This window comes from Desulfobacter vibrioformis DSM 8776 (assembly GCF_000745975.1).
Lineage (GTDB): Bacteria > Desulfobacterota > Desulfobacteria > Desulfobacterales > Desulfobacteraceae > Desulfobacter > Desulfobacter vibrioformis.
Map to the genome: position 1 here is coordinate 130,038 of NZ_JQKJ01000009.1, position 14,011 is coordinate 144,048.

Genomic DNA, 14,011 nt, shown 5'->3' on the forward strand with positions numbered 1-14,011 from the left:
ATGGAATATTGCAACGGTCATGCCGAATTCCTATGAAAATCACAACCTGCTATTTTTACGATATTTTTTGAAATTTATACTGGCAGACAAGCGCCCAAGGTGTTAAATTTGTTTAAACATGTGTTAAAAGATTTAGTGGAAAGCTTAAACACATGTTTAACGCTTAAATAGAATAGCAGGGGATATATGCAGATACATGAACACGAAATGGATGTATTCTGGGAAAAGATAGTCAACACGATCAACGATGGGTTGATGTTTATTGGGCCGGACGGGACCATTCAGATGGTTAATAAGGCTTTTGAAAATCTGACCGGCTATACATCGGCCCAGGCTGTGGGTATGTCCTGCCGTATGTTAGAATGTGACGCCTGTGAGCAGACCCTGACTCCCTTAGATAAGTCAGTCTGGTGTCGTCTGTTTGCCCCCCGGGAGGCGGAAATGCAGAAGTGCCGATGCCTGATCAAGCGCAGAGACGGCAGCTATCTGCCGGTTTTAAAAAATGCCGCGGCATTTAGAAATGAACACCAGAATGTGGTAGGGGTGGTTGAAACCTTGACCGACATCTCGGAACTTGAGCGCCTGGATAAACAGGTGAATATGCTTGCCAGACAGCGCAGCCATGACAATGATTTTTTTGGCATGACAGGCAAATCACAGCAAATGGAAACCGTGTTTGACATGATCCGAAAGGCTTCGGATTCCAATGCCCCTGTCATAATTCTGGGAGAAAGCGGGGCCGGCAAGGAGTTGGTTGCCGATGCCATTCATCTGAATGGTGCCAGAAAACAAGGACCGTTTATCCGGCTCAATTGCGCGGCCTTAAACCCGGCGGTCCTGGAAAGCGAGATGTTCGGTCATGTTAAAGGGGCATTCACCGGGGCCCACAGCAACCGCGTTGGCCGATTTGAGGCGGCACACCAGGGCAGTTTCTTTTTGGACGAAATCGGCGACATGCCCCTGCCACTGCAAACCAAACTGTTGCGGGTGCTTGAGTCCGGGCAGTTTGAACGCGTGGGCGAGATCACCCCCGTCCGGGTGGATGTCAGAATTATCACAGCCACTAACAAAAATCTTGAAGCACTGATTGAAAAAAATGAATTCCGTCAGGACCTGTTTTTTCGAATCAACGTTATTCCCATTTACCTGCCGCCGCTCAGGCAGCGCACCGAAGACATCCCGTTGCTTGTAAACACCTTTATTCGGCAGTGCAATCAAAGCACCGGCAAAACCATCTCCGGCGTCAGCCGGGACGTGATGGACTTGTTCATGTCATACCAATGGCCCGGCAATATCCGTGAACTCAAAAATGCCATGGATTACGCATTTGTGACGGCTGACGGCCCGATAATCCAGCTCAATCATATTCCCAAGCGCATTGGTGCAGATGCCGCGATATCGACCAGGCCATCAAATACAGAGCGGCCAGATGACACAACCGATGAAAAACAGCAACTAATTGATGCCTTGAGAAAGGCAAACGGAAACCAGACCTGTGCAGCAAAACTTCTCAATATCAACCGTGTCACGGTATGGAACCGAATGAAGAAGTATCAGATCGATTTGCAGAAAACGTTGACATGCAAGTGATTTAAAATTACTGGGATCATCAATATTAAAAAGCCCGCGCATTAGCGCGCTAAGTTCATGACATTGAATGACCCGTTTAAATGCTACCAGTCTATGGGAAAATAATCCTTTAAAAATTTTCCACACCAATGTTTTCCGGTTAAAATACCGTGGAAAAAAGGATCGCAGATCCGGGCGGCCCCGTCCACAATATCCAACGGGGGCTGAAAATCGTGGCGATCCTGTTTTAATTGGGCAAGACGTGCCGGATCTTCATCTGTAACCCAGCCGGTATCCACGGCATTCATGTAAATGCCGTACCCTGCAAGATCCTCGGCAGCCGTGTGCGTGAGCATGTTCAACGCGGCCTTGGCCATATTGGTATGGGGATGGCGGCTGCCCTTTTTAAAGCGCAGAAATTTGCCCTCCATGGCCGAGACATTGACAATGTGTTTTTGACCGGTGAAATCTGCTTTCATCATCTGGGCCAGCCGGTTGCACAGAACAAAGGGGGCCACATTGTTGACCAGCTGAATTTCCAGCATCTCTGCGGTTTCAATTTCTCCCAGTTTCAGCCGCCAGGAGTTGGTTTTCCGAAGATCCACCTGCTGGAGATCGGCGTCCAGGGCCTTTTCCGGAAATACCTGGGGCGCATCTATGCTATGGTCGTAGGAATAGGGAATCTGGGAGAGCCGGGCAGATTGCCGCAACCCGATGCCGGGAGTTGTGCCGTTCCAGGAGACCGGCAAGACACCGTCACCCTCCACATCACGGGGCCGGTCTGTTGAAAGCTGGGCCACGCAGTCCCGGTAATGGCCCAAAAGCATTGCCGCCTTTGGGGACAACGATGAGATATCTTTTTGTTCGGTACCCATCAAATGCGCATAAAATCCGGGCGGACGCCGAACGGTCTGGGCCGCATTATTGATTAAAATATCAAGACGCTGGTATGTCTGTTTGACATGATCACAGAACAGCTCCACGCTGGGGATGTGACGCAGATCCAGTCCGTAAATGTGGAGCCTGTGTCCCCATTGGTCAAAATCGGGTTCTTTGGAAAATCTTGAAGCGGAATCCTTGGGAAAGCGTGTGGTGGCAATTACCCGGGCACCGGCTTTGAGCATCATCAACGTGGCCTGGTACCCGATTTTAAGCCTGGAGCCTGTGATCACGGCAAGCTGCCCCTCAAGGGATGCGGTCTGGAACCGCTTTTGGTAGTTGAGTTGCGCACATTCAGGACACATGCTGTCATAAAAATGGTGAAGCAATGTAAACGCTGCCTTGCACACATAGCAGTTGCGGGGGGAATCAAGGGACTCCGCGGCCCGAGGGCTTTCAACTGCGGGCCCTTCAAGCCTGGCCGGCACCGTGAACACAGATGCCTCCCTGGCCTTTCTGATCCCTGTTTGCGCTCTCATTTGCCGTTCTTTTGCCACAATGGCAAGGCGCATCTGCCGCTTTTTATCCTTGTTGCGCTTTTTTATTTCAGCCCTGTCCGGCCGGGATATTTTGCCGGCCGCCGTTATCAGGGCAATACGGTCTGCTTCGGAAATCTTTGCCAAAAGCTCAGACTGGTCTGCCAGGGTTTCCAGCACCCGGATGCAGCGGTCAATGTCTGCAAGTATCTGTTTTTCATCTTCCGGTTCCGGGGCAGTTTGCTCCAGGGAATGGGTTTCCACGATATCGGCTTCCTTTTATAAGCATAAAAAATGGCAATTATTATAGCTGATTAGCCAATTTGTCAACTTTTTAAAAAGGGCCGGCAGTGGCTGCCGGCCCCATATCTGCTTAAACAGGATCGTACTACATGGCGGTTTCAGGATGGAAGACGTTTACTTCTTGAAGGTCTTCACCTAAATACTCCCTTTCATTGGGCCCCAGAATGCCCAAAGACAGGCAAATCAGGGTCCACAGGTGAACCACGCCGTAGTTGCCGCCATAATGCTCGCTGAGCTCATGGATCTGGGCGTGGCAGTTGTGACAGCCGGCAATGCAGTAATCTGCGCCGGTGGCCTGGATCTGATCGTCTTTGATCTTCCCGTAAGTCAGGCGTTCATCCTTGAATCCGGACTGAAGGAATCCGCCGCCGCCGCCGCAGCAATAGTTGTTGGAACGGTTGGGTTGCATGTCGATGAAGTTTTCTTCACCGACAATGGATTTCACCACAAACCTCAGGTCGTCGGCAATGGGATCGCCATAGCTTTTCCTTACAATCTGGCAGGGATCCTGAACCGTAAATTTGATTTTCAGGTCTTTGTTCCAGTCGGAGTTCACCTTGAGTTTGCCTTCACGTATCCATTTGGCATAGTATTCGTAAATATTTTTTACATCAAACTTGTGTTCCAGGTTGAATTTTTTCAGTCCGGCCCGGACTGAGAATGTTACGTGCCCTCACTCGGTGTTTAGAAACGTTTTAACCCCCAGTGTGTTGGCCTGGTCGGCTGAGGTTTTAGTCACTTTTTTCCAGGATTCGTCATCAGCCAGGAACATGCAGTAGTTTTCTCCGGCCCAGCCTTTGGAACCATAAGTCCAGTTGGCACCTACAAGATGAAGGATTTTCCACAAAGGCACCATTTCGTCGGGTTCTGTGTTGGGTTCCCTGGAGTTCTGATTCAGGAAAAATTCCGCACCTTCCTTGTCAATGGGGGCTTCCATGTCAGCGAATTCGGGCTGGTTTTCCTGGTATTCTTCCAGAACGTCTCCCACAACGAATTCAAAATCTTCTGCGTTGGTGCCCATGGCAGAGGTGGTTTCATTTTTCAATGCCATGTCACAGGAGCCTAGGATGCCCCTGGGGCGCTCTTCTCTGGGACGTAATGTCCGGGCGTTGAAAACAAGCTGGGGAATATCAATTTTCATGGGGCATACATAGATGCAGCGCATGCACATGGTACACATCCAGGGCCAGTCTGATGCGGCAATTTCCTCATCCATGCCCAGGGCAGCCATGCGCAGAAATTTTCTGGGGTCCATGTCTGCCAGCCCGGTGGCCGGGCAGCCTGATGAGCAGGCCCCACATGTCAGGCAGGCATTAAGATTTCCGCCCTCGGGCAGAATCTGCTTAACCTTGTCGATAAAAGTTGAGGGCTTTTCCTTCCGGCCCAGTTTGATGACAGTTTCTGCCATGTCGTTTCCTTTCTTAAATACAGTTAAAGGTGAACACTCAGCATGTTAATGGTCGTCGTGGGTTCCCAATTCCTTTAAGAGAGGTGTCTGTATAACATCTTGATTATATTTAATATAATCATTACTAAAGAAAAAACCTCTCCTGCAGGCGAAAAACTATAGCAAATATTAATACTGAATTCAATTGAATGATCAAAAATTGGTGGCCCAGGTGAATTCTTTGGTTCTGTATTTTTGTTATGCTTAAGCCGGCAGCGAAGAAAACCCATAAAAAATTCTTTCCATGGCCTGAATGTATGGGGTACAATGCCCGGGTTTTTGAGATTTAAAAAATCCGGACAGGTTTTTTTGCCGCCTTTATATTATTGTTGCCACGGGCTGCGTGCCAAAAGCAGACCCATAATTATAAACGGATACACATCAGTGGATCGGAGAACATTTTTAAAACTTGCAGGATCAGCAGCCTTTGCAGGAACTTGCCTGCCGTTGTTCAGCGGGCTTAAAACAGCATGGGCACTGGATGATTCACATGGCCAAGCATATGCTGGTGATCATGGTGTCAAGGACGCCCTTGCAGAAGCCGGGGTATCCGCCAGGGCTCCAAAGCTTTTAAAAATTCGTTTTTTTAATCGTGATTTCAAAGATGATGTTTTTCTGCCTGACAATGAAATTCCCCTTCTTTTATCAAGCCTTATGCGTTTTAAGCGTATTCGGAACCTGATCGGCCACGGCAACTTCTGCCTGGCAGGCTTTGATGATGCGTTATCCTGTTCCCGGTCCTATGACGCCATAGGACCGTTTCCCCGCCGGGAACTTGATTTCCTTGAAAAATTATTTCAACGGCCGGCCAGCGATTACGGATTTATGGGAAAAAAAACAATTCCCCGGCTGACCTGGCAGGTGCCGGCGGGAAAAACAGTAAAAATCCGGGGCACGGGCAACTATCTGTACAAGGGCGGGTCCAAAGCATTGTACCAGGATATCCGGAGAAAAGTCGGAACCGAGGCGGTGCTGACCTCAGGCATCCGGGGCGTGTCCAAGCAGTTTCTGCTCTTCTTAAACAAGGCTGCGCAAAGCCGGGGGAATTTGTCCATGGCCTCCAGATCCCTTGCCCCGCCGGGCTATTCCTTTCACGCCACCGGGGATTTTGATATGGGGGAAAAGGGGTTCGGCCCGGATAACTTTACAGAAAAGTTTACCCGGACCCGGGTGTACAGCCAGCTGTCCAGCCTGGGTTATATCCAGTTCAGGTACGGTCCTGGAAATCATCTGGGCGTCAGGTATGAGCCCTGGCATGTTGAGGTTGGGGGCTAAAACGTAAAACGTAACAACCCGCCCAAAGGGCGATAATTTATAAAAAAGGAAAAAATGTCAATGTTGATCAATATTCTGATTTTAAGTGTTGCGGTATTTCTGGTGGCCAATTTTTTACCCGGGATCCGGGTTAAACATTTCGGGACGGCTATTATGGTGGCCATTGTTTACAGCCTGGTCAATTTTTTCTTTGGCTGGCTCCTGATTGTTTTATCCCTTCCTTTTATGCTCATCACATTCGGGCTGTTCAAACTGGTGATCAATGCCGTGCTGCTCTGGCTCACCGATAAAATGCTTGATGACTTTCAAATCAAAGATTTTTTTACAACGTTTATCGCGGCCCTGTGCATCACCCTTGTTGATTCCGGGATCAAATGGGTCATGTCATCCATGTGATGCTTGAAAAAGCCATGAACAACATATTACAAAATAAAAGAATACTCATAGTTGGAGGCAGTTCCGGCATTGGGCTTGCTGTTGCAAAACAAGCATGCACAGCAGGGGGAAAGCTGATTATAGCCTCCAGGAATGCGGCAGAAAAACATAATGATTTAGTCGCCGCGGTTGGTCATGATATTGAAACATATTCTTTTGATATGACATCCGAGAATGAAACAGCAACCGCATTAAAAAAAATCGGAAATATCGATCACCTTGTGATTACCGCAAGGCCGGAGATAACCCCGGCACTTTTTGTCGAAACCGACTTCAAACAGGCAAAACAGGCGTTTGAAACAAAATTCTGGGGCCAGTACCAGCTTATCCAGAAGGCCCAAGGGCACATAAGTCAACATGGCAGCATTGTTATGACCACAGGCATTGCCGGTGAAAAGATTTTCAAGAATTTTTCAACCATGGCTATTATCAACAGTGCCACCGAGGTATTGTGCCGGCAATTGGCCATGGAATTGGCACCAATACGCGTTAATATAGTAAGTCCCGGTTTTGTTGCGCCTAAATCCCAGGCGGTCGAGAAATATGCCCAACAATTTCCTTCCGGCAAAATTGCTTTACCTGAAGAAGTCGCGGACGCATATGTTTATTTGATGGCAAACCCGTATACAACTGGAATATCTGTCGTGATTGATGGCGGGGCTAGATTGATATGATATAAATTTCCTGACTAGCACTGGGTAGATTATTTGCTGCAGGGTTCATGGGTGAACCTGACCACACTCTTCCTTTTCATGATTTGCTCCTGTTTTACAATCTGACCAGTTCCAGGGCACCCCACAACCCAATCTGTTTACCTGAAATGATAACAATACCCTGGACACCGGTCATGCGCCTGCCTGCGGCAATGGCATTTTCAATGTCTTTGGGGGTCTGGACCTGATTGCAAAGGGCTGTGGCCGCAGCATCGGCCAGGGCACAGCTCTGCGCCAGCACAGATACGGCATCTGCCTTGCCAAAACTTCTGGAATGCCCCACGGTGCCCGAGGAGGTACACATGGCAAACGAATCAAGGCGCCGGGCCACTTTAATACCGGTTTTCATGCTCAAGGGTGATGACCCGGCATATATGGTGAATGTGGTCGAGGTATCTGATTTTACGAAAATATCCCCACCATTTTCCACCAGGACATTGGAGGACCATTGACGCAGATCTCTTCCCACACTCTGGGCCACAGCGCCGGCCACCGCTGCCATGGGGCCGACACCTGCGATTTTTGCCGCCATGGTCATTTCACAAATGATTTTAGGGGCTAATCCGGGATCTGGTAACGGTGTGAGGCTGTCGGCAAACCCGGGAACCCGGGAAATGTGATTTTCAATGTACTGGCGGTGGGTCAGGATGGACCGCACAGCCTGTTCACTGAGATCCGAATCGGCCTGGATATTGAGGTTGGTCTCCTTTACAGTCACATTAAAGGAGACCAGCCCCTGTTTTTGGTGGCAAACACGGTAAACTTTGCGGTTTTCAAACATGGGCATTTCCGGTGTCCTGCCTTTATACCCAGTCAATGGGAACAGGACGCAAATGGTCCGGGGCCTGGCGGATAAAATAGGAGTCAGTCATCCCGGCAATGAAATCCCGGGTGATCTCGGCATGGCTGTGGTTTAAACGGTAGGTGTCATCCATGCCGTTGAGAAACCGGGAATAAATGACGGAAGATCCATTTACTTTGGCCAGGTCGTTCATGTATCTGTCAAACAAACATTTGAAAATATCTTCAATGCCTGCCAGGTGTCGTTTTATTGAGGGGTTTTTGTAAATAAATTGGTAATTGAACTGCTTTAATTCTTTTAGGGCATCAGCCATTTCAGGGGAAAATCCAAGAAAATCCTGGTCTATGCTTGTGTTGATCAGGTTCGTGACCAGGTTAAAAACAATGGTGCCCTGGGTGGTCCCCAAAAGCCTGCGGCAGGTGCCGGGGATCTGGTTCCGGAACACAATATTCAGGCGTACAGCGTCCTCCAAATCCCTTCCGATATATGATACGGTGTCCGCCATGCGGACCACACACCCTTCCATGGTCATGGGCAGCACATCATCCATGGCGCCGGCCCGGATCTGCCGGACGATTGCATCCAGATCCGCAAAATCCCGTGGCGGTGCCGGGGTAAGCGCCCTTGCATGGGCTTCTCCGTTGTGGCAGACAATGGCGTCCAGGGTCTGAAGGGTCAGGTTCCAGCCTTTGCCCTTTCTTTCAATGACATCTAAAAACTGTATGCTTTGAAGGTTGTGAAGGAAACGTCCTGCCCCGGCTGACTGGGTAAGGCGGGACAAAAAACGCTCGCCGTCATGGCCAAAGGGCGTATGCCCGATATCATGGCCCATGGCTGCCGCTTCAATCAGATCGGTGTTCAGTCCAAGGTACCGGCCAATGGTTCTTGCCACCCGGGAAAGCATCTGCACATGCAGGACCCGGTGGGTGAGATGGTCATTGTTGATCAGGGAAAAAACCTGGGTTTTATCACTGTAACGCGTGTAGGCCAGGGAGTTGAGGATGCGGTCAGCGTCTGCAGAAAAAGCAAGGCGGTATTCGGTGTCAGATCTTTTTTCCGAATACCGCCGGACAGCATTTCTGGAAAAACAGGCCCGGGCGCCAAGGATTTGGGCTTCCCTTTGTTCAAGGCGGGCTTTCAGTGCCCGGGGTGTTTTATCCGGATTCAATGAATGAATTATCCTTCAATCTGCTTGAGGATATTATCAACCACCTTTGTAAATGCCTGTTTAAAGGGGCCGTCTGCCTCATACGTCATCAGGGGCACACCATCATCGCCTGATGCCACGACACGGGTGTCAAAGGGGATGGAGCCCAGGAAATTTAAGCCCTGTGCCTTGGCGGTTTTTTCTCCGCCGCCGCTTTTGAAAAGATCAATAAACTGATTGCAGTGCGGGCAGGTATATCCGGCCATGTTTTCCAGTACACCAAGGGTTTCCATTTTAACGGTTTTACAAAAGGAAATGGATTTGCGGATGTCTGCAAGGGCGACTTCCTGGGGGGTGGTCACGATGATACCCTTGGCGTCCGGAATGGTTTGTATAACAGTGAGCGGTTCATCGCCTGTGCCCGGAGGGGCGTCAATAACCAGATAATCCAATTCTCCCCAGCAAACCGAACCCACAAACTGCTTGATGATGCCGGTTTTGGCAGGCCCTCTCCATATGATGGCCTGGTCCTTGTCCTGCATCAAGGCCTGGACAGTGACCACTTTGAGATTTTCGTTGATCTGTTTGGGTAAGAGCAGTTTGGTGTCGGGATCAATATCTAAAAGATCTTTCATGCCGAACATCTGGGCAATGGAAGGACCATGGACATCCACATCCATAAGACCTGTTTTATACCCTTTTTTTGCAAGGCTTGTCGCAAGGTTTGCTGATACGGAGCTTTTGCCAACGCCGCCTTTGCCGGACAGAACAAATATTTTGTTTTTAATTTGGGCCAGATTGGACTTGATCATTGCTTCCATTTCCACCTGCTGTTTTGCCGCGTCATTCTGGGGTTTCTGGGATGGGCAGCTCTGCTGGGAACAGCTACTTGATTTTTTGGCCTGGTCAACGCTTTTGTGAATCATGATCTATAGTTATCTCCTTATGAGGTATGGTAATAATAAAACCTTCTAAATTATGTTCATCTTCATGAGCCTGTCAACTGGAATATGGATTCTTTTACAGGAATATTGGGCATAAGTTTTTTTAAAGAGATCTCCATGGTCCTTTGATCTGCGTCTTTTATGGTGATCATCCCGGGCAGAATGAAATTATCGCGGATGAAAAATTGGGAATACCATATTCCGAAAATGACATTCATTTTTTTATCGAGTACCCGATACCTGATCGGTATTCCGGTTTTGTCCGTCAAAAATTCCTGGATTCTTGGAGAAAATGACTGTGAGGCAAAAACGATATCCGGTTTTTCAGGAACAATCCAGGCCCGCGTAAAAGGACGTTCCGGCACCTTTCCAAGAAGAAGGCTGACCAGTTCAGACAGGCGCAGCGGGATATTGATATAAGGATCAAGGTCCGGGTCTGCAGATACGGCTGAATGGGGCTTGTGGGCACCGGTATGGGAGACAAAGGTAACCCACTGGCCGGTAGAGGCAATGGTTTCAACCGGATGACCTGACATGAGCAGGGTCATGCGCAGCCGGTTGGGCCACTGGGCAGCCCAGGCGATTTTATACGTTTCCCTTCGAAATCCCCGGGTCAGGGTCAGCTCGCCTGTTCCCCTGGATGTGGAAATTTGTGCATTGAACGTCTGAATGCGATTTATGATATCTTCGGCATGGCGGTCTGTCTGTTTCCCGAATTGAAGCCCAAGCATGGCGCATCCCGGTCCTGTCAGCATGACAGCGCAAAGGAGTACGGCAATCATGCAACGGCCTGGATGCCAGAGGCAGGGGAGGGCGGGTTGTCGAGAATTCAGATATGTTGCCGTCATTGCCCGGGCGTTTTTAAGCTTTTAAGTTTTTCCTCAATTTCCCGGATCTCTTTTCCCTGATCCTGCCGGGCGTTCTCAAGGGCTTTTTTATACATGTCAACCGCTTTTATCTGCTGTCCTGTTTTAAGGTAGGCATCTGCCAGATGGATGGTAATAACGGTTTCATATTCAGACAGTTCAACCGCTTTCTCAAGATAGAAAATAGCCTTGTCATAGTCCTGTTTTTTAAAATAAACCCATCCCAGACTGTCTGTGATATAACCGTCTTCAGGCCGGATATTAAAGGCTCGTTGTACCAGTTCCAGAGCTTGATCCAGATGAATGCCCATTTCCGCATAGGTATATCCCAGGTAATTAAGGGCCGATGCATGTTTGGGATCCAGTCTGATAATGGTTTTCATGGTTTCAATGCTCTCCTGACGCTGTCCTGACGTATCCAGGACAGCACCAAGCTTGAACAGCAGGGCCGTATTTTTCGGGGTCTCTTTCAATGCCTGCTGCAGCATGGTGATGGCGATGTCGTGGCGGTTTTCCTCCTGGTAAAATGAGGCCAGGTATGAGGTAATATCAATGTCTGCCGGACTTTGCCTGTGGTGCTGTTCCAGAAATCGGATTGCCTCTTCTGTGCGGTTCATGTCCTTGTAGAGAAACGCAATACTTAGAATTGTTCTTTTATACTGGGGGTGATCGGGCGTCACTTTAAGATAACACTCAATGGCTTTGTCCGGTTTTTTTAAGCCTTCATAAGCCATGCCCAGAAAAAAATTGATGTTGGCATTTCCGGGGACAGCTCTCCGGATCTGGGACAATACCGTAACAGCATCCTGGTATCTACGCTCCGGTATCAGAATCTGGGCAATATCTACCACCAGGTCCGGATTTTTCCAGATTTCCCGGCTAAGTTTGGAAAACATGTCATCCGCGTTTTGAAAATCCCTGGTGTCAAAATATAACAGAGCAAGCTCTATCAATGCCCGTTCCTCTTTGGGGTCAAAATCCAGAATCTCTTCAAGATTCTTTATGATTTCTGCCTTGTTTTCTTCTTCCCCCATGGTTTTATACACGTCTACCAGCCGGAATCGGGGTTCCAGAAGACCGGGTTCAAGTTCTAAGGTTTTAAGGTAAGCGTCCCTGGCTGCTGCAGGCTGGTCAGTCATCCGCCGGGTTTCTCCCAGGTAGAAGTGCGCAACATAATAGTCGGGAAATATGCTTGCCATCCGGGAAAACAGGTTCAGGGCTTTCAGGGTCATGCCCTCATCCATATACACCTTACCCAACCGTAAAAAGGTCTCTTTATCCTCGAGGGCCAGTTTCAGTATCCGTTCCAGAAGGACGGTCATGTCCTTTTCATCCCCTTTTTTCAGCCGGGCAAGCAGGAGCAGATTTTCCACATTATCCGGATATTTTTCAGCCAGATGTTGGGCAAGTGCCATGGCCTGACCTGATTTTTTTTGTTTCTGCAGGCAGATGATGTATTCGCGCTGCAGAAAACAAGATTCCGGATCCTTTGCAATGGCTTTTTCCAGGGCTTTTTGTTCCTGATCGGCTTCATTTTTACTATCGTAGCGCCGGGCCATAAGATAGTAGTACGAAGCCTGGGCATCACTGCCCTGGTTCAAACTAAGGTCCTGATCCGGAATTGGGCGGCTGGATTGTCCTGGGCCGGGCTTTCCCGTTTCCCTGATACAGCCTGAAACGGAAAAAAGACCTAGGACCGACACCAGGGTCAGGGTACATATAATAAGGGATTTCATTTACGGCATGCCTTTTTAAACGCTTTGAATACGACCCATTACTGGGAATGGTCATACATGTCAAAATCCGGCATATCCTTTTTAAAATATGCCTTCATTTTTTTTATGATGTTATTTTCAATCTGCCGGACCCGTTCCCTTGAGATGTTGTAGGCTTCACCGATTTCCTGCAGGGTTTCGGGAGAATCGGAAAAGATTCTGCGTTCAAAAATATCCAGTTCCCGTTCGTTAAGGATCCCTTTAAACGTATCCACCTTGGTGTACAGGATATCTTCAATCTCTTTTTTGGCAAGGCGGTCTTCGGAGGAATCCGAATCAACGTTAATAAATTCAATGCGCTCGGTATTGGAATCATCTTTAAGCGGTTCGTCCAGGGAAAGATCCCAGTTGGCCAGGCGCTGGTCCATATCCACCACCTCCTGTTCAGACACGCCCAGGCGTTCGGATAACAGCTTGGGTTTGGGATCAAAGCCCTGCTCAATAAGCAGCTGTTTCTCTTTTTTTAATCTGAAAAAAAGCTTGCGCTGCCCCTGGGTGGTCCCGATTTTGACCATTCTCCAGTTGTCCATGATGAATTTGAGAATATATGCCTTAATCCAAAATGATGCATAATAGGAAAATTTGACATTTTTATACGGGTCAAATTTTTTCACGGCCCGGACAAGACCGATATTTCCCTCCTGGATGAGATCAAGAAGGTTCTGCATCCAGATGCGTTGAAATTCCAAAGCAATTTTTACCACCAGCCGCAGGTTGGAAGTGGTCATTATGTAAGCGGCTTCCTGGTCGTTATCCTCCTGAATCCGCCGGCCCAACTCTACTTCCTGCTCCCGGGTCAAAAGTTTATATCGATTGATTTCATTAAGATAGCTTTGAATGGGATCGGATTTGACCAGGGCTTTTGAGGTGCTGACCCTGTTTTTTCCGGCAGGTACCAAAAAGTCCTTCTTGGTCAGTTTTCTGGCAACTGGTTTTCCGGGAACGCTAGGATTCTTTGGGTCCACAATATTTTCCATTTAGGAACCTTTAATACTGAATTAAATTGAACCTAAGTATTATCATACTTTGCCTGAAAACTATATAGTTGTATATTACCACTTGGTTATCTTGCGCTTGCGTTTGGAAAGTATACGTAAATACATCGGCGGGATACCGCTTCCGGCACGGCATTTGAGCGGTCTGCCAAAATTGGCGTGTACCGATAAAAAGGGGGTTAAAAATACAAAAGCCCTTGATTAACAAGGGCTCTTATTTTTTTGGTGCCGAAGGGGAGATTCGAACTCCCACAAGCGTACGCTCGCTAGTCCCTGAAACTAGTGCGTCTACCAATTCCGCCACTTCGGCACACTGTGAATCGGT

General features: G+C 48.5%; 12 protein-coding genes and 1 tRNA gene. 4 read left to right on the forward strand and 9 right to left on the reverse strand.

Translation table 11 applies throughout. The annotated features are described in order from the left end of the window. Positions 1 to 186 precede the first annotated feature (186 nt). A complete protein-coding gene (locus Q366_RS07270) occupies positions 187 to 1,590 on the forward strand; it encodes a sigma-54 interaction domain-containing protein (RefSeq protein ID WP_035237650.1) in 1,404 nt (467 codons plus the stop codon). A gap of 83 nt (positions 1,591 to 1,673) precedes the next feature. Here the strand turns inward: Q366_RS07270 and Q366_RS07275 are convergent, their stop codons facing one another. Both Q366_RS07275 and Q366_RS20780 read right to left on the reverse strand, forming a co-directional pair. Then, positions 1,674 to 3,248, reverse strand: a complete 1,575-nt coding sequence (locus Q366_RS07275) for an SDR family oxidoreductase (RefSeq protein ID WP_245619897.1) — start codon at positions 3,246 to 3,248, stop codon at positions 1,674 to 1,676. Between the two features lie 124 nt (positions 3,249 to 3,372). Then, positions 3,373 to 4,695 carry a (Fe-S)-binding protein gene (locus Q366_RS20780; RefSeq protein ID WP_084691744.1) on the reverse strand — a complete coding sequence of 441 codons (1,323 nt, stop codon included), beginning with the start codon at positions 4,693 to 4,695 and terminating at the stop codon, positions 3,373 to 3,375. A 423-nt stretch (positions 4,696 to 5,118) separates the two neighbouring features. On the opposite strand from Q366_RS20780, the gene Q366_RS07290 reads away from it, so the two are divergent. Genes Q366_RS07290 through Q366_RS07300 form a run of 3 tightly spaced genes read left to right on the forward strand, consistent with a single transcriptional unit; the run spans position 5,119 to position 7,118 of the window. Then, the gene (locus Q366_RS07290; protein ID WP_035237734.1) at positions 5,119 to 6,009 is read left to right on the forward strand and encodes a M15 family metallopeptidase; all 891 of its coding nucleotides are present in this window, start codon (positions 5,119 to 5,121) and stop codon (positions 6,007 to 6,009) included. A 60-nt stretch (positions 6,010 to 6,069) separates the two neighbouring features. Next, positions 6,070 to 6,405 carry a phage holin family protein gene (locus Q366_RS07295; protein WP_051957884.1) on the forward strand — a complete coding sequence of 112 codons (336 nt, stop codon included), beginning with the start codon at positions 6,070 to 6,072 and terminating at the stop codon, positions 6,403 to 6,405. Further along, complete coding sequence (locus tag Q366_RS07300) at positions 6,384 to 7,118, forward strand: SDR family oxidoreductase (protein ID WP_245619898.1); 735 nt, start codon at positions 6,384 to 6,386, stop codon at positions 7,116 to 7,118. Before Q366_RS07295 ends, Q366_RS07300 begins: the two co-directional genes overlap by 22 nt. A gap of 94 nt (positions 7,119 to 7,212) precedes the next feature. On the opposite strand, the gene Q366_RS07305 is transcribed toward Q366_RS07300, so the two are convergent. The 7 genes from Q366_RS07305 to Q366_RS07335 form a co-directional block, all read right to left on the reverse strand. Further along, the gene (locus Q366_RS07305) at positions 7,213 to 7,938 is read right to left on the reverse strand and encodes a UPF0280 family protein (RefSeq protein ID WP_035237736.1); all 726 of its coding nucleotides are present in this window, start codon (positions 7,936 to 7,938) and stop codon (positions 7,213 to 7,215) included. A 22-nt stretch (positions 7,939 to 7,960) separates the two neighbouring features. After that, on the reverse strand, positions 7,961 to 9,127 hold the full coding sequence (locus Q366_RS07310) for a deoxyguanosinetriphosphate triphosphohydrolase family protein (protein ID WP_035237658.1): 1,167 nt from the start codon (positions 9,125 to 9,127) through the stop codon (positions 7,961 to 7,963). Positions 9,128 to 9,135: 8 nt separating this feature from the next. Further along, positions 9,136 to 10,032, reverse strand: a complete 897-nt coding sequence (locus Q366_RS07315; protein ID WP_035237661.1) for an Mrp/NBP35 family ATP-binding protein — start codon at positions 10,030 to 10,032, stop codon at positions 9,136 to 9,138. 62 nt (positions 10,033 to 10,094) lie between these two features. After that, positions 10,095 to 10,832, reverse strand: a complete 738-nt coding sequence (locus tag Q366_RS07320; protein ID WP_245619899.1) for a hypothetical protein — start codon at positions 10,830 to 10,832, stop codon at positions 10,095 to 10,097. A 62-nt stretch (positions 10,833 to 10,894) separates the two neighbouring features. Continuing rightward, on the reverse strand, positions 10,895 to 12,652 hold the full coding sequence (locus Q366_RS07325) for a tetratricopeptide repeat protein (RefSeq protein WP_035237664.1): 1,758 nt from the start codon (positions 12,650 to 12,652) through the stop codon (positions 10,895 to 10,897). Between the two features lie 38 nt (positions 12,653 to 12,690). After that, complete coding sequence (locus Q366_RS07330) at positions 12,691 to 13,668, reverse strand: sigma-70 family RNA polymerase sigma factor (RefSeq protein ID WP_035237667.1); 978 nt, start codon at positions 13,666 to 13,668, stop codon at positions 12,691 to 12,693. A gap of 241 nt (positions 13,669 to 13,909) precedes the next feature. Beyond that, positions 13,910 to 13,996, reverse strand: a tRNA-Leu gene (locus tag Q366_RS07335). Positions 13,997 to 14,011: the final 15 nt, after the last annotated feature.

What these genes read in the sequence shown, in the direction of transcription:
- Q366_RS07270 (WP_035237650.1), top strand. Translation starts at nt 187, where the DNA reads ATGCAGATACATGAACACGAAATGGATGTATTCTGGGAAAAGATAGTC.
- Q366_RS07295 (WP_051957884.1), top strand. Translation starts at nt 6,070, where the DNA reads ATGTTGATCAATATTCTGATTTTAAGTGTTGCGGTATTTCTGGTGGCC.
- Q366_RS07300 (WP_245619898.1), top strand. Translation starts at nt 6,384, where the DNA reads ATGGGTCATGTCATCCATGTGATGCTTGAAAAAGCCATGAACAACATA.
- Q366_RS07305 (WP_035237736.1), bottom strand. Translation starts at nt 7,938, where the DNA reads ATGTTTGAAAACCGCAAAGTTTACCGTGTTTGCCACCAAAAACAGGGG.
- Q366_RS07315 (WP_035237661.1), bottom strand. Translation starts at nt 10,032, where the DNA reads ATGATTCACAAAAGCGTTGACCAGGCCAAAAAATCAAGTAGCTGTTCC.
- Q366_RS07320 (WP_245619899.1), bottom strand. Translation starts at nt 10,832, where the DNA reads ATGATTGCCGTACTCCTTTGCGCTGTCATGCTGACAGGACCGGGATGC.
- Q366_RS07325 (WP_035237664.1), bottom strand. Translation starts at nt 12,652, where the DNA reads ATGAAATCCCTTATTATATGTACCCTGACCCTGGTGTCGGTCCTAGGT.
- Q366_RS07330 (WP_035237667.1), bottom strand. Translation starts at nt 13,668, where the DNA reads ATGGAAAATATTGTGGACCCAAAGAATCCTAGCGTTCCCGGAAAACCA.